Below are 21,936 nucleotides of genomic sequence, written 5' to 3' on the forward strand. Positions count from 1 at the left end.
AGCCGCCCAAACCGGCCGGGGCCCTGCTGGAAAAGGAGGCTTGCCCCCGTCCTGTACCGACCGCTCATCGCTTTAGGAATGCTGCATGTCCACCCCCACCGTTCGCGAACAATTCCTCGTCATCAGCGCCCTGGGCCCCAACCCCATGGAGCTGGCCAACGTCCTCAGCCGCGCGGCCTTCGACAATCGCTGCGCGGTGGTCACCTCGCGCCTGTCGCGCCACGGCGAAACCAGCGCCCTGGTGCTGCAGGTCGGCGGCAGCTGGGATGCCCTGGCCCGCCTCGAGGCCACCCTGCCGGGCCTGGGCAAGAAGCACGGCCTGACGCTGGACGTGGTCCGCAGCGCCGACCAGGAGGTGCGCCCGCAGGCCCTGCCTTACGTGGCCTACGTCAGCGCCGCCTATCGCCCGGACATCATCAACGAGCTGTGCCAGTTCTTCCTCGACCACCGCGTCGAACTGGAAGCCATGACCTGCGACACCTACCTCGCCCCGCAGACCGGCAGCAGCATGCTCAACGCCCAGTTCACCGTGATCCTGCCGGCCGGCACCCAGATCAGCTGGCTGCGCGACCAGTTCCTCGACTTCGCCGACGCCCTGAATCTGGACGCGCTGATCGAACCGTGGCGCCCACAGAACCCTGTCTAAGGAAGCTCCCATGGCCATAGCAATCGACCAACCCGTCGCCGATTTCCAGGTCCAGGCCACCAGCGGCCAGACCGTCAGCCTGGCTGAGCTGAAAGGCCAGCAAGTGGTGCTGTACTTCTACCCCAAGGACAGCACTCCGGGCTGCACCACCGAAGGCCAGGGTTTCCGCGACCAGCACGCGGCATTCCAGGCCGCCAACACCGTGGTGTTCGGCGTTTCCCGCGATGGCATCAAGTCGCATGAGAACTTCAAGGCCAAGCAGGCCTTTCCCTTCGAGCTGATCAGCGACAAGGACGAGGCGCTGTGCCAGCTGTTCGACGTGATCAAGCTGAAGAAGCTGTATGGCAAGGAGTACCTGGGCGTGGACCGCAGCACCTTCCTGATCGACAAGGACGGTGTGCTGCGCCAGGAATGGCGTGGGGTGAAGGTGCCCGGGCATGTGGATGCGGTACTGGCTGCGGCCGAGGCCCTGAACAAGGCTTAAGGACGCATGGGGCTGCTGCGCAGCCCCAGCAATTACAGCATCGGCGCCACAGACGTTTCCTGCCGCGGCCAGGCATCCAGCACCGCCTTGAACAGCGTCGCCAGCGGGATCGCGAAGAAGATCCCCCAGAACCCCCACAGCCCGCCGAACAGCAGCACCGCGCAGATGATCGCCACCGGATGCAGGCTCACCGCCTCGGAAAACAGTAGCGGCACCAGCACGTTGCCATCGAGCGCCTGGATGATCGCGTACACCGCCATCAGGTAGATGAACTGGTCGCCCCAGCCCCACTGAAACAGCGCGATCAGGGTCACCGGCACCGTCACCACCACCGCGCCGACATACGGCACCACCACCGACAACCCCACCAGCAGCGCCAGCAAGGCGGCATAGTTGAGGCCCAGGCTGATGAAGGCGATATAAGTGGCAATCCCGCAGATCAGGATCTCGATGCCCTTGCCGCGGATATAGTTGGCGATCTGCCGGTTCATCTCGTCGCCCACCCGGTTGAGCAACGTGCGCTCACGCGGCAGGTAGCCACTGACCCAGCGCCCGATCAGCTCGCGATCCTTGAGGAAGAAGAACACCAGGATCGGCACCAGTACCAGGTAGATCATCGCATTGACCAGCAACGGCAGGCTCGACAACGAGAAGGTCAACGCCCACTGGCCGAACTTGCCGATTTCACCGCGCACCGATTCGATGGCGCGCAGCACCTGCTCATCCGACACCAGGTGCGGATAGCGTTCGGGCAACAGCAGCAACAGTGACTGCCACTTGCCGAGCATGCCGGGCAGCTCGTTGAACAAGGTGATCAGCTGATGCCAGAGCAGCGGCACCAGCACCAGCATGAACACCGCCAGCGCGCCCATGAAAAGCGCGAACACCAGCCAGACGGCCAGCCGCGTCGGCACCTTCAAGCGCTCCAGGGCATTGACCAGCCCCTGCATGAGAAACGCCAGGACCATGCCCGCCAGCACCGGCGCGAGCATGCCGCCCAGGGTCAGCACCACGGTGAAGGCCAGGAACAGCAGGACCGCCAGCACCACTGCCTCCTCGTCGGAGAAGTAGCGCTGCATCCAGTCGCGAAGCACTTTGAACATTGACGATCCTTGGGAAAGACTCAGGCCTTGCGCAGCCAGTAGGTGTACACGCCGGCCTCGGCCGTTTCGTGCAGCAGCGTATGACCGGCCAACTGGGCAAAAGTGCGGAAGTCGCGCTGGGAGCCGCCGTCGGTGGCGATCACCTTGAGCACCGCGCCACTGGCCAGGCGATTGAGTTCCATCTTGGCCTTGAGCAGCGGCAGCGGGCAGTTCAGCCCGCTGGCGTCGAGCTCGGCGTCGCTGGTCGGGGTGTCACTCATCGGGCGCGTCTCCGGGGTATGGACAGAAAGGTCTGGTAGGATACCGCCACTGGTCGGCATCGCGCGACCCGGCTACAGTAAGGCTTTTGACCGACGCGAGCTTCTGCATGAATCTACTGCGCCCCACCCTGTTGACGCTGGCCTGCCTGCTGGCCCTGCCCGGCCACGCCGACGACCTGCCGTCACTGGGCGACGCCAGCTCCGCGATCGTCTCGCCACAACAGGAACACCAGCTCGGCCGCGCCTGGCTGAGCCTGTTGCGCGGCCAGGTGAACCAGCTCAACGACCCGCAGCTCAAGGACTTCGTCGAGACCAGCGTGTACAAGCTGGCCGAGACCAGCCAACTGCAGGACCGGCGCCTGGAGTTCATCCTTATCGACAGCAAGGAACTCAACGCCTTTGCCGCACCCGGTGGCATCGTCGGGGTCAACGGCGGCCTGTTCCTCAATGCCCAGACCGAAGGCGAGTACGCCTCGGTACTGGCCCACGAACTGGCGCACTTGTCGCAACGCCACTTCGCCCGCGGCGTCGAAGCCCAGCAACGCATGCAGCTGCCGATGATGGCGGCCTTGCTGGCCGGTATCGTGCTGGCGGCGGGCGGCGGCGGCGATGCCGGCATTGGCGTGATCGCCGGCACCCAGGCTGCGGCAATCCAGGAACAGCGGCGTTTTTCCCGGCAGAACGAACAGGAAGCCGACCGTTTCGGCATCCTCAACCTGGAAAAGGCCGGCTACGATCCGCGCAACATGCCCAGCATGTTCGAGCGCCTGGCCCGCCAGTACCGCTACGATGCCAAGCCGCCGGAATTCCTGCTGACCCACCCGGTCACCGAATCGCGTATCGCCGACACCCGCAACCGCGCCGAACAGGCGCCCAAGGGCGGCGTGGAGGACAGCCTGCGCTACCAGTTGATCCGCGCCCGCGTGCAGCTAACCTACGAAGGCACGCCGGGCATGGCCGCCAAGCGTTTCCGCGCCCAGCTCGACGAAACCCCGAACATGGATGCCGCCCGCTACGGCCTGGCCCTGGCGCAGATCAAGGGCGGCCAGCTCAACGAGGCGCGGGAGAACCTCAAGCCACTGCTGGCCAAGGCGCCCAACGACATCACCTACAACCTGGCGCAGATCGACCTGGACATCACCAACAACCGCCTGGCCGACGCCCAGCAGCGCGCCCAGCGCATGCAGGCGCTGTACCCGGGCAACTACCCGTTGAAACAGGTGCGCGCCGACCTGCTGGTCAAGCAGAACAAGCCAGCCGAAGCGGAAAAGGTGCTGGATGACCTGGTCAAGAACCGCCCGGACGATCCGGACGTGTGGTACGACGTGGCCGAAGTGCGCGGGCTGTCGGGCAACACCATCGGCCTGCACCGCGCGCGCGCCGAATACTTCACCCTGGTCGGCGACTTCGACCAGGCGATCCAGCAGCTCGACTACGCCAAGCGCCGCTCGGGCAGCAACTTCCCGCTGGCTTCGCAGATCGACCAGCGCCAGCGCGAGATCATGGAGCAGCAGCGCATGGTCAAGGAGATGATGGGGCGCTGATACACAGCCAGAAACCATCGCGGGGCAAGCCCGCTCCCACGCCACGGTGATACATGGCGTGGGAGCGGACTTGTCCCGCGATGGTTTGTGCAACCGGTCAGGCGTTACCGGACAACTTCAACCGCGCCGCCTGGGTAAAGTCGAGCATGCGGTTCAACGGTTTGATCGCCTTGGGAATCAGCGCCGGCTCGACGAAGATCTCGTTGCTGCCATTGCGCAGGCAGTCCAGCACCCGCTCCAGGGTGTTCATGGCCATCCACGGGCAGTGCGCGCAGCTGCGGCAGGCCGCGCCGTTGCCAGCGGTCGGCGCCTCGACGAATTCCTTGTCCGGGCACAGCTGCTGCATCTTGTAGAAGATGCCGCGGTCGGTGGCGACGATGAAGGTCTTGTTCGGCAGGGTCTGCGCCGCCTTGATCAGCTGGCTGGTGGAACCTACCGCGTCGGCCAGTTCGATCACCGCTTCCGGCGACTCCGGGTGCACCAGGATCGCGGCGTCCGGGTACAGCGCCTTCATGTCGGCCAGCTGGCGCGACTTGAACTCTTCATGAACGATGCAGGCGCCATCCCACAGCAGCATGTCGGCACCGGTCTGCTTCTGGATGTAGCGGCCCAGGTGTTGGTCCGGCCCCCAGATGATGGTCTCGCCGTTGTCCATCAGGCTTTCGACGATTTCCAGCGCGCAGCTGGAGGTCACCACCCAGTCGGCCCGGGCTTTAACTGCCGCGGAGGTGTTGGCGTAGACCACCACGGTGCGCTCGGGATGCTGGTCGCAGAAGTCCGAGAACTCCTTGACCGGGCAACCCAGGTCGAGGGAGCAGGTCGCTTCCAGGGTCGGCATCAGCACGCGCTTTTCCGGGGTGAGAATCTTCGCCGTCTCGCCCATGAAGCGCACCCCCGCCACCACCACGGTCTCGGCGGGATGATTCTTGCCGAAGCGCGCCATTTCCAGCGAGTCGGACACGCAGCCGCCGGTTTCCTCGGCCAGGGCCTGGATCACCGGATCGCAATAGTAGTGGGCCACCAGCACGGCGTTCTGCTTCTTCAGCTCGGCAGCGATGGCCGCACGGTAATCGGCCTCCTGCGCGGGCGTCAGCGGGTTGGGCTGCTTGGCATCGAGGTGCGCCTGGACCAACAGGCGTTCGGAAATCTGGGTCATGATCGCTGGACCTGCAGGGCGCTTGAGCGCGTCAGTCGAGTGTATCACCCGGCCCTGGCAGATCGGCTAGCGGTGCCGGACGGCCAGCGTCTCGGCCCCTCTGCGGGCGCGGATTATTATCGGACGCGAAGGCTACAGGCAATCGGAAGGATGCAAAAGGGGTTTTTGCAGCCCTCCGTCGCGGGGCAAGTCGGGGCGCCGCATCGCCGCTCCCTCGATGATGGGAGCGGCTCTGCCCGAGGGGTCAGCCCTGCGGCTGCAGCGCCGCCAAGTGGCCGCTGATCAGCATGGCGAACTCTTCGACGGTCATCTTCTTGCCGTTGAAGTCGACCATGCCATCGGCATACTGCAGGCTCGATACCACATCGGTGCCCTCTACCGTGGCCATGCCGCTCTGCAGCGCCATCATGCCGAGCATCTCGCCAGCCTGGCTGGACTGCTGGGCAATGGCCTGGGCGTCGGTCTCGCCGTCGAGCAGCGCCTGCAACGTGGCCAGGTCACCGACCATCGGCTTGGAGACACTGAGCTTGGCCTTCAGCTGGGTCAGCAGCTGCTTGCCCAGCTGGTCAGGCGGCAGGTCGAACGAGCTCGGGCTGGCGAAGTCCATCGCCAGGTTGAAGTGGCTCTCGCCATTGGCGGTCTTGAACGCCAGCTTCTCTACCGCCACCTGCGGCTTGGCCACCAGCAGCTTCTGCAGGTCGCCCTGGACCTTGGCCTGTTCCTCAGGGGTCATTTCCAGCGACGGGGCCTCGCCCTCGGCCGCCGCCTGCTGCATCTGCGGCAGCTGGGTCTGGTACCACTCCATCAGCGCCTGCATGGCCGCGATGTCGATGGACTTCATGGTCAGGACCATTTCCGCGCTGCCAACCTTGCGTCCGGCATAGCTGATATCGGCAACCTTGTATTCCAGGCGTCCGGCCAGCTTGTCCTTGGCCTCGCCTTCGGCGTTGTACAGGTTGTTCTGCTGCAGGCCCTTGAGCACCAGCACTTCCTGCTTCGGCCCGAAGGTCACCTGGGTGTCGGCCAGGGCCAGGTCGAAGTTGCCGACATAGACCATGTCGTGAGCGGTTTCGTGGAGCTTGCCACCGGCCTTGAAGCCGTTGAGCAGGATCTTCACCGGCGCCTGCTGCTCATCGACGAAATTCAACTCCAGGTGCTCGGCATTGCCGTGGATCTCCACTGCCTTGCCGTCGCGGTCACCGCGCAGTTGCAGCTGCAGGCCGGAGAAGTCCAGGACGTTGCCGCCGTCTTCCTTGAGTGTCACCGGCGCCAGGCGGATATCGCTGTCGACACTGCCGTTGTAGCCGAGGCTGACCTGCGCGGTGACCGGTGCCTTGTCGCCGGCGGCGGTGAACCAGCCCGCGGTGAAGTCATCCTTGTCCAAAGCGCTGTTGCTGGTGGCCATGACCGGCATCAGCTTGAACGCCTTGACCCGCGACCAGGGAAACGGGCCGTGCTCGATCTGGTCGGTCACGCCAACCTGGAAGTTCAGCGCCTCGGCCTCGCCGAGCTGCACGTTCTCGGCCTTCAGGCGGTAGTGCGCGGTGCTGGTGAAGAAGTGCTGGTCCAGCGAGACCAGCTCGATGGTCATGCTGCCGCCGTTACCGACCAGGGCTTTCTTCAGCTCTTCGTTGCCGCGGGCAACGGAGCGTTCCAGCTCCGCGGGCAGTTGCTTGCCGGTGTACCAGGCGCCAGCGGTGGTTGCGACGGCGATGGCGACCGCCAGGCCGGAAAGGATGCCTACTGATTTCTTCATGAATAGAACCGATTGCTGTCCATATAGGGCTGATAGGCCCCCTCGAATGGGGGTATGCAAGATTAGCACTGACCGGCCCGGCGAGAGACGCAAGTTTTCGCATCGTTATCCGCGGTTGCCCAGATCCAGGCTCATGCGCAACTGGTCGGCGAACAGAAAACCGTCGCAACACACCCCCGGTATCTCGCTGTCAACCTGGAAACCATGGGCCCGGTACAAGCGCTGCGCCAGCTGGTTGTCGGCGTCCACATCCAGTTGCAGGCGCCCATGCCCCGCCGCCCGTGCCCGGGCGATGGCGCCTCGCAGCAGCCGCGTGCCAAGCCCCCGCCCGCGCGCCTGGGGCGCCACGGCCAGGTTGTACAGCCACAACGCATCGTGACCAGGCCGCGGATGGCGCGCCACCGACCGCTGCAGGCGGCGGATCACCCGCAACCCGGACAGCCCCGGATAGAAACGCAGTATCGAGGAGAGCAGGGCCAGGTCGAAACGGGTCTTTTCGCGGGCACCAAGCGTAGCCACAACCCCATGGCATTCCCCTGCCTGCACCAGCACCCGATGCCGGGCGTGGCCAAACCAACCCAGGTTACGGGCAAAGGCGTGCGCCAGGTAAGGCTCCAGATGGCGTGTCCCGTAGATGAACGCCAGGGGTTGCGGCGCGATGCTGGCGACCAGCGGCACGACCTGGCCGACATGCCCGGCATCGGCAAGCTGCCCGCCCATGTCCAGTGTGTCAGTCACCCTTGAGCACTCCCATGCTGCGCAGCAGGCGGATGGCGTTGGTGTTGCGCGAAATGCCGTGGCGCAGCTGATAGTTGAAGCGCAGCACCTGTGCCTTGCCCTCTTCGAAACCTTCTTCGAAGTAGATGTTGCTGCCCAGCCCCTGGAGTTCAGGCGCGGTGGCCAGCGCCACGTTGTGGGTGGTGAGCATGCCCAGTGCCTGATGGGCGCAGAGGGTGCGCAGGATCTCGATGATCGCCAGGTTGCGCTCCTTCTCGTTGGTGCCCTTGAGCAGCTCGTCGAGCAGGTACAGCAACGGCTCCGCTGCCTGGCGCACAGTGTCGATCACCGCCTTGACCTGCATGACCTCGCTCATGAAGTACGACAACCCCTGTTCCAGCGAGTCGCTGACCGAGATCGACGAGACCATGCGCATCCGCCCGAAAGCGAAATGCCGCGCCGCCACCACCGAGCCGGCCTGTGCCAGGCGCAGATTGAGGGCCACGGTACGCATGTAGGTGGTCTTGCCCGACATGTTGGAGCCCGTTATCACCGTGACCCGCCCCGGTACCAGATCGATCGGGTTGGCGACCGCCCGCTCCGGGTGAATCAGCGGATGACTGGCCGCCTCGGCATGAATCTCGGCCTCGCCGATGGCTTCGGCCCGACACCAGCCCGGGTTCTCGTCCGCCAATCCGGCAAAGGCTGCCAGGGCCTCCAGCTCGGCGACCACCTCCAGCCACTCGGGCAAGCGACGACATTGCTCGCGCTTCCAGCGGGCCAGGGCACGGGCGCAATGGAAGTCCCAGAGCAGCAGGGCCTGGGCGAACACGCTGACGGTCGGGTTGTGCCGCAACCGGGCGTAGCCGAGGATGCCGTCAAGCTGGCGAATCGCCGCTGCCGGTGCCCGGCCATCGCCCTGCAGGCGCGCCACCTGGCGGCTCAGGCCCGGGCTGTCGAACCGCTGCGCAACGGCCAGGGCCAACCAGTCCGACAAGCCACCAAGCGCATCGGCGGTATCGTCCGCACCGTCGAACACCTTGTGCCAGGCCTTGGCCCGCCAGCCGTAGAACATCAGATTGACCACGATGCAGGCCAGCAACGCCAACGGCGGTACCACGCCGGCCAGCACCGCCACGACGCCACCGAGGCTGGCGAGCGTGGCAAGCAACCCCAGTACGACCTGCGCCGGCGGGAACACCCCGGCATCCACCCGAACCACCCATGCGGCCAGCCGCCCCAGCCCGTAGCCACGCGCATTGATCTGCAGCGCGTGAGCCGCCAGGGCCTGACGCAGGCTCCGGCGCTCGACCAACTCGGCAATGGCCTCCTGGCGCTCGGCCTGCTGAGCCGTGGTGGCCGGCAGGGTCAGCCAGGCGGCGATGCGTTCGTCACCCAGGCTGGTGGACTGGCTGAACAACAGCTGGCCCAGCGATGCCGGGCCAAACAGGTTGATGTCCAGGTCCTGCTTGTCGAACAGTGGATGCAGGCTGGTTGGACACGCGGGCAGGTCGTCGAAACGCCGGTCCAGCCGTGCCAGGGCCCACTGATTGAGCGTATCCCGGTGCTGTTGGTGGGCGATACGCTCGCGCAGGCCGGCATGACGCCGGACCAGCGCCACGAACAGCGCCAGGCAACCGCCAAAGGCCAACCACAGCCACGGCGCGAAGCCGTTCTCATAGCCATGCCAGGCCAGGGTGGGCATGGCCAGGAACACCAGCAGGCGCGCCCACTCGGTCTTGCGCAGGCGTGCCGACAGCCGGACGACCTGTTGCCGATGACGGCTCGACCTGGCCGTGAAGTCGTCACGCAGGGCCTGCCGGTTCCGCTTCTGACTGGGCGGCGGCGCGGAAGACGCGGCGCTGGCTGGGCTGCTTGATATCGAACATTTCTGCGACATGAGGTCCTAGGATCCTGTTCAGGACGGGGTTCTTCAGCTTCAGGTACAGGCCGCTGCCGCTGAGCTGCGAGCCGAGGTTCTGCTTGACGAAATAGTTGGTGATACCGAGGTCGACCCGCTCCGTGGCCGGCGAGGCAAACCGGCGCAACAGGTCGATGTGCAGCACATAGTAGGCATTAACCGGCAGGTCCACGGCATAGTCACGGCCAAACAGGAACGGGTTGATGACCCGCTCGCCCACACCGCTGAGCACGAACGCCACGGCCCGGTCATTCGGATCAAGTAACACCGAGAACACGGCTTGGTCACTGCCTTGCAGGCGCTGAAGGAAAGCCAGTGGCAATTGCTCGCGCTGGTACTCGGTCGCATGCCGGTGTGTACACACATACAGCTCGTACAGCCGCTCCAGGCCGGGTACCTCGCCCTCATGATGAAGTACCCGGTAACCGGAGGCTTCGAAACTGCTCAGTGCCTTCTTGAGGATCTTGCGGCTGTTTGCCTTGAGCCGGGCGTAATGCCCTGCCCAGTCCAGGCCGTGCAGGTGGATGAGTGCCAGGGGATAGTTGTGGCAATGACGAAAGCCGCGCCTGTGCAGCAGGTCGTCGAATGCGGCATGACTGGCGTTCTCGCGGTCCAGGTCACGCACCACGTGCACCCGGGCCCGCGGCAGCGCCCGTTCGGCACTGGTCACCAGCAGCGCGAACAGTTCGTCCTGGTCATGCTCCGGCGCTACCCACCAGTGCTGCCCTGCTGTTTCGAAACAGCCCAGCATGGCCACCCGCAGCATGCCGATTCGCGGCACCAGCCGCCGCAGCGGGCCAACGCCACGGCGCAACCAGGCTGGCGCTTCGGCCATCAGGTCCAGGTCCTGCTGGGTGACAAACAGCATCCCGGCGACTTGCGCCGATCCAGGCCGGCGCGCCACCAGGTAGCGGTAGTCACGATCGTGGAAACAAGCCTCGACCACCTGCATGAACGCGTGGCTGCGAAACGGATGATGGAAGGCCAGGGTGCTGTCCCACAGGCTCTGGTCGAGGTCGTCGATGCTGTCGAAAACCTGCACCTGCCAGGTATCCAGGTCGTAGGTTTCAATCAGCATGGTCGAGCAATCCTTGGGCCTTGAGACTGTCCAGGTAGGCATCGTGGTGCTTGAACACATTGCGCAGCGCCGGAATCTGCGGCGCCGGGAACAGTCCGTCGCGCAGCAGGTACAACAGTCGGTTGACCCAGCCTCGACGATGGCGGATGTAGAAATACAGTGGTGAGGAAACGGCCCCGATGCTGAACTTGGCCTCGTAGCTGGTCTGGCCCAGCTCGATGTACGGCACGCCACGACGCTCGGCCTCCTCGACGATGCGGTACAGGCAGTTGAAATACAGGCTGCCGGCATCGCGATAGGCGTAATCGATGCCCAGGTACAGCGGATGCAACGCATCGCCCGCGAGGAACAACTCGAACGCCACCAGACGCTGCTCATCGAAGCAGAGCAAGGCGTAGGCCTGGGTACCAAGGCAGTGGCAAACCTCACGGAAGAACGCTTCGGAGAGACGCTCGAATCGGGTGCTGGAGCGTTCGAGCACGTTCAGATAGAGCCGATGCATTTGTGTTGCATGATCGGCGAAGTTCACTTCGACCACCCAGCGCAAGCCCGCTTCGTCGAACGTCCTGCGGCGCTTCTTCAACACGTTGCGGTACTTGCTGAGCATGTTGTCGACATAACCCATGCCATTCACCGCCGCAGTGCTCACAAAGGTGGTGTCGGGGCTGCGGCACAGCAGGTAGTGCTCGCCGAACGCCGCTGAAAGCCGCCGCTGCAGGGCCTGGTCGAACTCCTTGAGGCAGACGAACCCGATACCCAACGCGTCGGCCTTGGCCTGCAGTTCCTGATGCAGCATCGTAAGCACCGGATCCCAGGCCCCATCCCGTACCCCGGGCAGGCCCAACAGGTCGGAACAGATCGCCAACGGGCTGCCGATGACGAACAGGCGTGCCTTGAGCAAGCGCCCGTACACCCTGCGCGCCTGCCGTACCACGGCCTGAACCTCCACCGGCGCGAGGTCGGACAGCGAATAGTCCATCACGAAACACGGCACGATGCCGACCAACCGCCCGTCACGTAGCACCCTGAGGTAATGAAAGCTGTCGACGATGCCTGCTCGCTCCAGTGCCTGCTGCAGTTCGTACGAGGCGGTCACCCTGCCGGCGCCGAAGCAGGCCTGCCATTCGCTCCGTCCGATATCACTCAGTTGCCGGGTCCACTCAAACACGACGGCCATCCCGGGCTCCGTGCGCATCGATCAGCCGCAGTGTCCGGCCAACGTCGGTGATGGCCTCGATGCTGTAGTCGAGTTTTTCTCGGGTGAGATTGGCACTGAGGTTGATGCGCACCCGGGCACGCGAACGGCTCACCGCCGGGTGAGCCACCGGATTGACGTAGACGCCGCGCAGGTGCAAGGCCTTGGCCAGCTCGTAGGCCTTGTGCTCTTCGTAGGTCATCAGTGGGATGATGCTGCTGCGTGTGTCGAGCAGGTCGAAGCCACGGGCGCGCAGGGTCGCGACAAAGTACTCGGTCTTGTCGCGCAATTGCTCGATGATCTGTGGCGAAGCCTCCAGCACATCCAGCGCGGCGATGATCGAGGCCAGCACAGGGGGCGGCAGCGACGCCGAGAAAATGTAAGGGTTGGCGCCTGCACGCAAGAGGCTGGCGGTTTCATGGCGAGTGGCGATGAAGCCGCCGACACCCGGCAACCCCTTGCTCAGGCTGCCGGTCAGCACATCGACCTGCCCCGCTACCCCGAACAACGCCGGCGTGCCCCGCCCATGGGGTCCCAGGTGCCCCGTGCCATGGGCATCGTCGACGACCAGGAAGGCGTTGTAGCGCCTGGCGAGTTCGGCGATCCGGTCCAGCGGAGCAAGGTCGCCGTCCATGCTGAACACGCCATCGGTGACGATGAACTTGCGCTGTTGCGCGGGAAGGCGCTGCAGGTGGTTCTCCAGGCTGCGTAGCGAGGCATGGCGGTAAGGCACTACCCGCGCCGCGCTCAGACGCAGGCCATCGACGATCGACTGGTGATTGAGCATGTCGCTGAGCACCACGTCGCCCTCGCGGCACAGGGTGCCCAGGGCTGCCAGGTTGGCGGCGAACCCCGACGAGAAGGTGATCACCGCCTCGACCCCGAGGAACTGCGCCAGGCGCCGCTCCATCTCCAGGTGCAGCTCGCTGGTACCGTTGAGCAGGCGCACGCCGCTGGAGGTGGTGCCGTAATGGCGTATGGCGTCGATGGCCGCCTCGTTGATACGGGGATGGCCATTGAGCCCGGAGTAGTTGTACGACCCCAGGTGCAACACGTCACGGCGCTCGGGGACCCTGGCATGCTCGCTGAAGCTGACCGAGGCATGCTTGGTCGGCATCGAATGGAACACCCGCCCGATGACGTCCATGTAGCCCTGCCCCACCAGACTTTCGAGGCGTTCGAGCAGGCTCTCCAGGGCCTGGTTGTCGCGGGCCAGCCGCTGGGGCTGCGCCCCGTCGTCGGCCGAGCCCCGCAAGGCGCTTGTCGGGTTCATCAATCACTCCTTGATCAACAATGGATTGCGCCGCACGGCCAGCAGAGGCAGGCAGCAGCTCAGGATTGCCAACAGCAGCAACCAGGCTCCGCCGGTCGCCTGCCACCACAGGAACAGGCTGGCCAGCGCCAGCCCCAAATACAACGGCCAGCGCAGGTGCGCCAGGCCGGACTCGCGGTGGCCGGCGCTATTGGCCGCCAACAGGAATGCGAGCGCCGCCAGGGCCGCCTGCCCCGGCTGCAGGACGGCGTACTGGGTCACCAGGAAAAAACCGAGGAACAAGGCCGGCAGGTAGTCCGGCCAGGCGAACGCGCCCTGCCCCAGGCTGGCGTGTTGCTCGACGACCCGGGTATGCGCCGGACTGCCGAACAGCACCCGCAACTTGCCACACAACCCGCTGGCCTCCCGCGCCGAACGCAGGCAATGCCGATAGAGGAAGAAGTTCAGGTGGCCAGGCGAGCCCGGCTGGCTGATCGGCGTGGTCACCCCGTAACGCACCGGCTCCTGCGGCAGTTCACGCTGGTAGGTACCGAACAGGCGGTCCCAGATCACCAGGAAACAGCCGAAGTTCTTGTCCAGGTAGCGATCGTTGCTGGCGTGATGGACCCGATGCTGGGACGGCGTGACCAGGATTCGCTCCAGCACGCCCAGCTCAGGGATCAGTGGCGAATGGATGAAGAACTGGTAGATCAGCTGCGCGGCCACCACCAGCAGGTAGTGTTGCAGGGGGATGCCCAGCACCGCCATGGGCAGAAAGAACAGCCAGACGGTGAAATTGCCCAGCCAGCCTATGCGCACTGCGGTCGTGAGATTGAAGGCCGTACCGCAGTGGTGGATCAGGTGATTGCACCAGAGCAGCGCGCATTTGTGATGGGCCCAGTGATTGACCCAGTACAGGAAGTCATAGACGAGGAAGGCAAAGGCGATGTTCGCCCAGGGGCTGCCCAGGTCCAGCCCCAGCGACCAATGGCTGTGCAGGTAAGCATAAAGCCCGAGGCTGGTCGCGGCGAACAGCACGCCGACCGCAAGGTTGCCGATGCCGAGGACGAAATTGACCAGTCCCTCGGCCGGGTGCCAGTCCGCTGTCCGGCGCCAAGCCAGCCATGCCCCCTCGACCACGATCGAGCCGAGTACCAGCACCAGCAGGTAATCCAGAAACGCCGCGCTCTCCATGCCAGCTCCCTTGCCCAGGGCGTGCCAGGATTGGCGCGCCAGCAGACTCCTGATCCGTGGAGCCCGGCCCGGCCAACCCGTTGCAGGGCCGCCAGGCGAGTACTTTTACTAGAACGAATCACCCTAGAAGGGATAAAGGAAAAATCCATGACAGCCGTCGCAAGCGCGACGTATTTCGTCACAACACATTTCAGGCAAGCGTTAATTTTTATCAACACACATAACGAGGAAAACACTCAAAAAACGACGAAAAAACCAAAATAGCGACTAGTCGTTCAATAAAAATTCACACAAACCCGACATGCTGTCGTGTTTCACTTGACACCCCAACCCCCTTCGTCGTTTATTTTTCCCGCTTTGCGTCGCGCCCGATAAACCACAACTACAGGCAAGCGCCCCGATCATGCCGATCCCGTCCTCGAATCATCTTCGCCACCCCCTCGTGCACGTCCGCCATCCACGCCCCGGCCCCTCGATCGGCTGATCCGCGTACCTTCTGCCACGCCCTCGGGCGTTACCTGCCGCTCCAACTACAAATGGTGAATAACATGGAGCCCATCCGCACGTCCTTGCCGCACACCTCCGTCCGCCCGCCAGAGGAGGCACCCCATGCAGCCTGACGCCCAGTTCCGCAAGTCCCTGCGTCTCTGGCATGTGGTGATCATCGGCCTGGCCTACCTCACCCCGATGACCGTGTTCGACACCTTCGGCATCGTCTCCGGCATCACCGCCGGGCATGTGCCCAGCGCCTACCTCCTGGCCCTGGCCGGCATCCTGTTCACCGCCGTGAGCTACGGCACCCTGGTGCGACGCTTCCCGCAATCGGGCTCGGCCTATACCTACACCCAGCACGCCATCAACCCGCACGTGGGCTTCCTGGTGGGCTGGTCGTCGCTGCTGGACTACCTGCTGCTGCCCATGGTCAACGCGCTGCTGGCCAAGCTCTACCTGTCGGCAATGTTCCCCGAAGTGCCGGCCTGGGTGTGGGTGGTCGGCTTCGTCACCCTGATCAGCCTGATCAACATGCGCAGCATCAACCTGGTGGCGCACTTCAACCTGCTGTTCGTCGCCGTGCAGGTGGCTATTATCGGGGTGTTCATCTACCTGTGCTGGCGTGGCCTGGACCACGGCGAGGGGTTGGGCACCGCCTGGAGCCTGGTACCGTTCGCCGACGACCAGACCCAGTTCGCCGCCCTGGCCGCCGGCGCGACCATCCTGTGCTTCTCGTTCCTGGGCTTCGATGCGGTGACCTGCCTGTCGGAAGAAACCCGCGACCCAGGCAAGACCATCCCGCGGGCGATCTTCCTCACGGCGCTGATCGGCGGCGTAGTGTTCATCGGCGTGTCCTACTTCATCCAGGCCTACTTCCCGACCATGCAGCGCTTCCACGATCAGGAAGCGGCCCTACCGGAAATCGCCCTGTACGTCGGCGGCAAGCTGTTCCAGTCGGTGTTCATCGCCTGCACCGTGATCAACACCATCGCCTCAGGCCTGGCCTCGCAGACCAGTGTCTCGCGCCTGCTATACGTGATGGGCCGCGACAACGTGATCCCGGCCGGGGTGTTCGCCCGCCTGCACCCGCGCTACAAGACTCCGGTGCTGAACATCGCCGTGGTCGGCCTGATTTCACTGTCGGCGATCTTCTTCGACCTGGTCACCGCCACCTCGGTGATCAACTTCGGCGCGCTGGTGGCGTTCAGCTTCGTCAACCTCTCGGTGATCAACCACTGCTATATCCGTGAGAAACAGAACAAGGGCCTGACGAACAACCTCAAGTATCTGGTGGCGCCGACGATAGGCTTCTGCATCATCGTCTCGCTGTGGCTGGACCTGAACGAACACTCCTTGCTGTTCGGCGGTGTCTGGGCCCTGCTTGGCGTGCTCTACCTGGCCTGGCTGACCAAGGCCTTCAGGGTTGCGCCACCGAACTGCATCGCCGAATGACCCCATCGACGCCCGCCTGACCGCGGGCGTTGTGTTTGCCCGAGAAGGAAAAGCCCATGTCGCAGCGCCGTCTCTCCATCCAGTGGAAGATCACCCTGCTCGCCGGCCTGTGCCTGCTGGCCATCGTCGCCCTGCTGGTGGCCACCTCGCTCACCCAGGCCCGGCGCAGCGCCGAGCAGGTGTTCCAGGCCAACACCGAACTGCTCGACCACAGTGCCCGCCTGCGCCTGCAGGCCCACGGCGAAACCCAGGCCTTGCGCATCCAGCGCTACTTCATGGACGCCTACCAGTACGGCAACGGTTTCGCCCGCCTGGTGCAGGCGCTCAAGGCCCGCGGCGGCGCCGACCTGCGCGGTGAACTCAGCCGCGAAGCCCGCGCCGCACTGGCCGGCAATGCCGACCTGATCGGCCTGTACCTGGTGTTCCAACCCAACGCCCTGGACCAGCAGGACGCGCGCTTCGTCGGCCAGGCCGACAATGGCAGCAACGACAGCGGGCGTTTCTCGCTGTACTGGTCGCAGCCCGGCACTGGCAGCCTCGAAGTGGAGGCCATGCCCGAGTCGATGCTTGCCGACACCAGCATCGGCGCCAACGGTTCGCCCTACAACCGCTGGCTGACTTGCCCGCTGGAAACCGCCAAGGCCTGCGTGCTCGACCCGTACTTCGACGAAGTCAACGGCCACCAGGTACTGATGACCAGCATCGCCCTGCCGCTGCTGGAAAACGGCAAGGTGGTGGGCGTGGTTGGCCTGGACATCGGCCTGGACAACCTGCAGCAACTGAGCCTGGCCGGCCGCCAGGAACTGTTCGACGGCCAGGGCCAGGTCAGCATCGTCAGCCCTGCAGGCCTGCTCGCCGGCCACAGCCAGGATGCCGGCCAGTTGAGCAAGACCGTGCAACAGGCCTTCGGCGCCAGCGCGGCAGCCCTGGCCGCACCACTGCGGGCCGGCCAGGCCGTCGAGCGCCTGGACGAAGGCACCATGCGTATTTCCCGACCCTTTGCGCCAATTCCCGGCGCGGCACCGTGGCAGGTGCTGCTCGAACTGCCCGAGCAGGTATTGCAAGCGCCCGCCGTCACCCTCAACCAACGCCTGGACAGCCAGAACCAGCAGGCCAACCTCGTCAGCCTGCTGATCGGCCTGGGCGCCGCCGTGCTGGGGCTGCTGCTGGTGTGGCTGACCGCCCGCGGCGTGACCCGGCCGATCCTGGCCGTGGCCGCCCGTCTGAAGGACATCGCCAGCGGCGAAGGCGACCTGACCCGGCGCCTGGACTACGCCCGCGACGACGAACTGGGCCAGCTCACCGGTTGGTTCAACCGCTTCCTCGACAAGCTGCAACCAGTGATCGCCCAGCTCAAGGGTTCACTGCAGGAAGCCCGCGGCACTGCCGACCAGTCGGCGCTGATCGCCCGCCAGACCAGCGACGGCATGCAGCAACAGCACCGCGAGATTGAACAGGTTGCCACGGCGGCAAACGAAATGAGCGCCACGGCCCATGACGTTGCCCACAACGCCGCACAGGCCGCCCAGGCCGCACGCGGTGCCGACCAGGCAACCCGCGATGGCCTGGCGCGGGTGGGTGCCACCCGGGAAGCGATCGCCCAGCTTGCCGGCGGCATGGATGCGGCCATGGATGAAGCCCGCGCCCTGGAAAGCCGTGGCGAACAGATCGGCTCGGTACTTGAAGTGATCCGCGCCATCGCCGAGCAGACCAACCTGCTGGCCCTCAACGCCGCCATCGAAGCGGCCCGCGCCGGCGAAGCCGGGCGGGGCTTTGCGGTGGTCGCCGACGAAGTACGCAACCTGGCGCAGCGCACCCAGGTGTCGGTCGAGGAGATCCGCCAGGTCATCGAAGGGTTGCAGCAAGGCACCCAGGACGTGGTCGAGGCAATGCAGGCCGGTCAGCGCCAGGCCCAGGACAGTGCCGCGCAGATGGAACAGACCTTGCCGGCGCTGCAGCGTATCGGCGAGGCGGTGACGGTGATCACCGACATGAATCTGCAGATCGCCTCGGCCGCCGAGGAACAGAGTGCAGTGGCCGAAGAGGTGAACCGCAACGTGGCGGGCATCCGCGACGTTACCGAATCGCTGTCGGGCCAGGCCGACGAGTCGGCGCACATCAGCCAGGCACTGAACCGGCTGGCCAACCAGCAGCAGGCACTGATGGCGCAGTTCCGGGTTTGAGTCCACCCCGGATGAAACAGCAACAGCGGACTGCCAACAGCAGCACGGTCCGCCGCGACAAAGGCTGACAGCTCTCGACAAGGCTGCCCCCTCCAGCAACCCTTCCGCCTGAAGGGATACGACACTCTCAAACCGATATCTGGCCACCCCAGGTATCGGTTTTTTGTTGCATCAATGATGAATAAATTTCCGCCATATTGTTTCGTACATTTTAAGGAAAATACAAAACGACCATTTCCCACTTCACAATGACGTCGATGCATATCAGTAAATATGGGCAATCCAGATGAATGCATGCAAATATCAACGTTGTCACATGATCAAAACGACGAAATCATGCATTCCAAAACGGAATGAAGTAACAACTAATTGTCGTTTGTTGCAAACACCTTTCAACGCCAATACTGATTTCAATCAATGCAATCGCGACCGCCGCAGCACTGGAGAAGCTGCTGGCCGACCGGCGCCCATCCGCGCCCGTCACCTGCAACAGGAAGTGGTCAGATCACAACAAGAACAACAACTCACCCGAATGCAGATCAAATAGGTTGCCCATGACCCATTCGAACAACAACGGAAGTTTGACTGCCGCAGCCCCGCCTTCCGGACACCTCAAACGCACCCTCACCAGCCGCCACCTGAACATGATCGCCATCGGCGGCTCAATCGGCACCGGCCTGTTCGTCTCCTCCGGCGCCACCATTGCCCAGTCCGGCCCCGGCGGCGCATTGCTGGCCTTCGCGGTGATCGGCCTGATGGTCTACTTCCTGATGACCAGCCTCGGCGAAATGGCTGCATGCATGCCGGTCAGCGGCTCGTTCTCCACCTATGCCTCGCGCTACGTCGAAGAAAGCTTCGGCTTCGCCCTGGGCTGGAACTACTGGTACTCCTGGGCCGTGACCATCGCCGTGGACCTGGTGGCCGTGCAGATCATCATGCTCTATTGGTTCCCGGACACCCCCGGGGTGATCTGGAGCGCGGCCTTCCTGGTGCTGCTGTTCGCCCTCAATGTCGCCTCGGTGCGCTTCTTCGGCGAGGCGGAGTTCTGGTTCGCCCTGATCAAGGTCATCACCATCATCATCTTCATCGCCGTGGGCGTGCTGATGCTGCTGGGCATCCTCGAAGGCGGCCAGGACGGTGGCGCCCACCTCTGGCAGATCGGCGACGCGCCCATTGCCGGCGGCCTGCCGGCGCTGATCGGCGTGGCGATGATCGTCGGTTTCTCGTTCCAGGGCACCGAGTTCGTGGGCATCGCCGCTGGCGAAACGGCAAACCCGGGACGCAACATTCCCAAGGCCGTGCGCCAGATCTTCTGGCGCATCCTGCTGTTCTACGTACTCACCATTGTCGTGATCGGCCTGCTGATCCCCTACACCGACCCGCGCCTGCTCAAGGACGGCCTGTCGGACGTCACCATCAGCCCGTTCACCCTGATCTTCACCAAGGCTGACATGCTCGCCGCCGCTGCCGTGATGAACGCGGTGATCCTGACCTCGGTGCTGTCCGCCGGCAACTCGGGCATGTATGCCTCGTCGCGCATGCTCTACAGCCTGGCGCTGGAGCGCAAGGCGCCGGCCATCTTCGCCCGGGTGACCCGCAGTGGCACTCCGGCCTGGGCGCTGCTGGCCACCGCCGCGGTCGCGGGCCTGTGCCTGCTGAGCTTCCTGTTCAGCCCCGGCAAGCTCTACCTGTGGCTGCTGAACACCTCCGGCATGCTCGGTTTCATCGCCTGGCTGGGCATCGCCATCAGCCATTACCGCTTCCGCCGCGGCTACCTGCTCAATGGAAATGACCTGGCGAAACTGCCGTATGTGTCGAAATACTTCCCGTTCGGCCCGCTGTTCGCCTTCGGCCTGTGCATGGTGGTGATGCTCGGGCAGAACTACCAGGCGTTCATCGGCGGGCAGATCGACTGGATCGGTGCCTTCGCCACCTACGTCGGCCTGGTGCTGTTCGTGGTGGTCTGGTTCGGCCACAAGCTGGTCACAGGCTCCAAGGTGGTGCGCTACAGGGAAATGGACTTCTCCAGTATCGAGATTCGCAAAGCCGAACGCAGCAAGGCAGAGCCCACAGGCGATGCGCTCGCGGCCAGCCAGCAACCCGCCTGAACACTCCTTTGGCGGACCCGCCACGGTCCGCCCACCACTGCTCCGGGACCCTGATGAACAGCACCTTCGACTCCTACTACGAAGCCACCGCCAGCAGAACCTTCTACCCTGCCCAGAGTGGGCGCACCGATACCCGCGTCTGCATCCTCGGTGGCGGCCTGGCCGGCCTGTCGACCGCGATAGGGCTTGCCGAGCGCGGAGTGACCGATGTGACGATCCTCGAATCACAACGTGTCGGCCATGGCGCCTCGGGGCGCAACGGCGGCTTCGTCTTCGGCGGCTACAGCCTCGGCAACGCCGACCTGCTGTCGACCCTGGGCGCCAACGAGGCACGCAAGCTGTATCGACTGACACTCGACGCCGTCGAGCTGATCCGCGAACGCGCCCGCCGCTACGCCATCGATTGCGACCTGGTCGACCAGGGCGTGATCCTCGCCAACTGGTTCAATGACCCGTCGCGCCTGGAAAAACCGCGCCAGCTGATGAAGCAGGCCTATGGCGTCGACTGGGAATACATCGCCCCCGGCGAACTGAAGGAACAGCTCAGGACCGAGCGCTACTACGGCGGGTTGCTGGAGCGCAACGCATTCCACTTCCACCCGCTCAAGTATGTCTGCGGCATCGCCCAGGCAGCCGCACAGGCCGGGGTGACGATCTACGAACAGTCGCCGGTGACCAGTATCGAGAAGAAGGCTGGCGGCTACATCGTGCGCACCGGCCAGGGCGAAGTCCATGCCGAGCAGGTGGTGTTCAGCGCAGGGGGCTATGCCCGCGGCGTCTACGCCCCGATCGAACGCGCCGTGCTGCCGATTGCCACCTACGTGGTGACCACTGCGCCACTGGGCGCACGCCTGCAGGACGCCATCGACTGCCAGTCGGCCATCTACGACACACGCTTCGCCTTCGATTACTACCGCCCGCTGAAAGACACCCGGATCCTCTGGGGCGGACGCATCTCCATTCTCGATCGCGGGCCGCAAGCCATCGCCAAGCTGCTCAAGGCCGATCTGGTGAGCGTCTATCCGCAACTCGAGGACGTGGAGCTGGAATACGCCTGGGGCGGCCTGATGAGCTATGGACGCCACCAGATGGCGCAGATCGGCCAGGACGACAACGGCATCTGGCACGCGGTCGGTTTCGGCGGCCACGGCATGGCACCGACCACGGTCGCCGGCGAAGTGCTGGCGGACGCCATCGCCCACCGCCTGCCGATCCCGAGTGGTTTCAGTCGGTTCGGCCTCGATCGCACCTTCGGCCTGGCCGGCCTGGTGGCTGCGCAGGCCACCTACACCGCCTACCAGGCACGCGATGCCTTGGATGCACGACGACTGAACCGCTGACAGTGGGTCAGCCCACTTTTCGACAGGCATGAAAAAGCCCGCCATGAAGGCGGGC

17 protein-coding genes and 2 pseudogenes are annotated in these 21,936 nt (G+C 64.6%); 9 read left to right on the top strand and 10 right to left on the bottom strand.

Annotation, left to right across the window (positions count from 1 at the left end; all coding sequences use genetic code 11):
- Window positions 1-85: 85 nt before the first annotated feature.
- Together ACODS9_RS19045 and ACODS9_RS19050 are read left to right on the top strand one after the other, a co-directional pair.
- Complete coding sequence (locus ACODS9_RS19045; RefSeq protein WP_038705592.1) at window positions 86-646, top strand: glycine cleavage system transcriptional repressor; 561 nt, start codon at window positions 86-88, stop codon at window positions 644-646.
- A 10-nt stretch (window positions 647-656) separates the two neighbouring features.
- Window positions 657-1,130, top strand: a complete 474-nt coding sequence (locus tag ACODS9_RS19050) for a peroxiredoxin (protein WP_489094505.1) — start codon at window positions 657-659, stop codon at window positions 1,128-1,130.
- A gap of 32 nt (window positions 1,131-1,162) precedes the next feature.
- Here ACODS9_RS19050 and ACODS9_RS19055 read toward each other — a convergent pair whose 3' ends face one another.
- Both ACODS9_RS19055 and ACODS9_RS19060 read right to left on the bottom strand, forming a co-directional pair.
- Complete coding sequence (locus ACODS9_RS19055; RefSeq protein WP_023630921.1) at window positions 1,163-2,233, bottom strand: AI-2E family transporter; 1,071 nt, start codon at window positions 2,231-2,233, stop codon at window positions 1,163-1,165.
- A 20-nt stretch (window positions 2,234-2,253) separates the two neighbouring features.
- On the bottom strand, window positions 2,254-2,493 hold the full coding sequence (locus ACODS9_RS19060; RefSeq protein WP_028692991.1) for a sulfurtransferase TusA family protein: 240 nt from the start codon (window positions 2,491-2,493) through the stop codon (window positions 2,254-2,256).
- Between the two features lie 107 nt (window positions 2,494-2,600).
- On the opposite strand from ACODS9_RS19060, the gene ACODS9_RS19065 reads away from it, so the two are divergent.
- Complete coding sequence (locus ACODS9_RS19065) at window positions 2,601-4,037, top strand: M48 family metalloprotease (protein WP_046856749.1); 1,437 nt, start codon at window positions 2,601-2,603, stop codon at window positions 4,035-4,037.
- 97 nt (window positions 4,038-4,134) lie between these two features.
- On the opposite strand, the gene nadA is transcribed toward ACODS9_RS19065, so the two are convergent.
- The 8 genes from nadA to ACODS9_RS19105 form a co-directional block, all read right to left on the bottom strand.
- Window positions 4,135-5,193, bottom strand: a complete 1,059-nt coding sequence (gene nadA, locus ACODS9_RS19070; protein WP_046856750.1) for a quinolinate synthase NadA — start codon at window positions 5,191-5,193, stop codon at window positions 4,135-4,137.
- Between the two features lie 244 nt (window positions 5,194-5,437).
- Complete coding sequence (locus ACODS9_RS19075) at window positions 5,438-6,949, bottom strand: YdgA family protein (RefSeq protein WP_489094506.1); 1,512 nt, start codon at window positions 6,947-6,949, stop codon at window positions 5,438-5,440.
- 105 nt (window positions 6,950-7,054) lie between these two features.
- A complete protein-coding gene (locus ACODS9_RS19080; RefSeq protein ID WP_489094507.1) occupies window positions 7,055-7,687 on the bottom strand; it encodes a GNAT family N-acetyltransferase in 633 nt (210 codons plus the stop codon).
- Window positions 7,680-9,566 (bottom strand): MutS-related protein, encoded by a 1,887-nt coding sequence (locus ACODS9_RS19085; protein ID WP_489094508.1) that lies wholly within the window; start codon window positions 9,564-9,566, stop codon window positions 7,680-7,682. The genes ACODS9_RS19080 and ACODS9_RS19085 overlap by 8 nt, the downstream gene beginning before the upstream one ends.
- A complete protein-coding gene (locus ACODS9_RS19090) occupies window positions 9,472-10,665 on the bottom strand; it encodes a GNAT family N-acetyltransferase (protein WP_489094509.1) in 1,194 nt (397 codons plus the stop codon). The genes ACODS9_RS19085 and ACODS9_RS19090 overlap by 95 nt, the downstream gene beginning before the upstream one ends.
- Window positions 10,655-11,842, bottom strand: a complete 1,188-nt coding sequence (locus tag ACODS9_RS19095; protein ID WP_489094510.1) for a GNAT family N-acetyltransferase — start codon at window positions 11,840-11,842, stop codon at window positions 10,655-10,657. The genes ACODS9_RS19090 and ACODS9_RS19095 overlap by 11 nt, the downstream gene beginning before the upstream one ends.
- A complete protein-coding gene (locus ACODS9_RS19100) occupies window positions 11,826-13,133 on the bottom strand; it encodes an aminotransferase class I/II-fold pyridoxal phosphate-dependent enzyme (RefSeq protein WP_489094511.1) in 1,308 nt (435 codons plus the stop codon). Before ACODS9_RS19100 ends, ACODS9_RS19095 begins: the two co-directional genes overlap by 17 nt.
- Before the next feature lie 3 nt (window positions 13,134-13,136).
- Window positions 13,137-14,306, bottom strand: coding sequence for a sterol desaturase family protein (locus ACODS9_RS19105; RefSeq protein ID WP_489094512.1), 1,170 nt, complete (start codon window positions 14,304-14,306; stop codon window positions 13,137-13,139).
- A 609-nt stretch (window positions 14,307-14,915) separates the two neighbouring features.
- On the opposite strand from ACODS9_RS19105, the gene ACODS9_RS19110 reads away from it, so the two are divergent.
- From ACODS9_RS19110 to ACODS9_RS19135, 6 genes and pseudogenes are all read left to right on the top strand, one after another.
- Window positions 14,916-16,250, top strand: a complete 1,335-nt coding sequence (locus ACODS9_RS19110; RefSeq protein ID WP_489094513.1) for an APC family permease — start codon at window positions 14,916-14,918, stop codon at window positions 16,248-16,250.
- 275 nt (window positions 16,251-16,525) lie between these two features.
- A pseudogene (locus ACODS9_RS19115) lies at window positions 16,526-17,575 on the top strand (methyl-accepting chemotaxis protein); the annotation flags it as partial.
- Window positions 17,576-17,923: 348 nt separating this feature from the next.
- Window positions 17,924-18,433, top strand: a pseudogene (locus tag ACODS9_RS19120) (methyl-accepting chemotaxis protein); the annotation flags it as partial.
- 316 nt (window positions 18,434-18,749) lie between these two features.
- A complete protein-coding gene (locus ACODS9_RS19125) occupies window positions 18,750-18,980 on the top strand; it encodes a hypothetical protein (RefSeq protein WP_489094514.1) in 231 nt (76 codons plus the stop codon).
- Window positions 18,981-18,987: 7 nt separating this feature from the next.
- Window positions 18,988-20,541, top strand: coding sequence for an amino acid permease (locus ACODS9_RS19130; RefSeq protein ID WP_489094515.1), 1,554 nt, complete (start codon window positions 18,988-18,990; stop codon window positions 20,539-20,541).
- A 53-nt stretch (window positions 20,542-20,594) separates the two neighbouring features.
- Window positions 20,595-21,881 (top strand): NAD(P)/FAD-dependent oxidoreductase, encoded by a 1,287-nt coding sequence (locus ACODS9_RS19135; RefSeq protein ID WP_489094516.1) that lies wholly within the window; start codon window positions 20,595-20,597, stop codon window positions 21,879-21,881.
- Window positions 21,882-21,936: the final 55 nt, after the last annotated feature.

The organism is Pseudomonas sp. FG36, assembly GCF_057809275.1.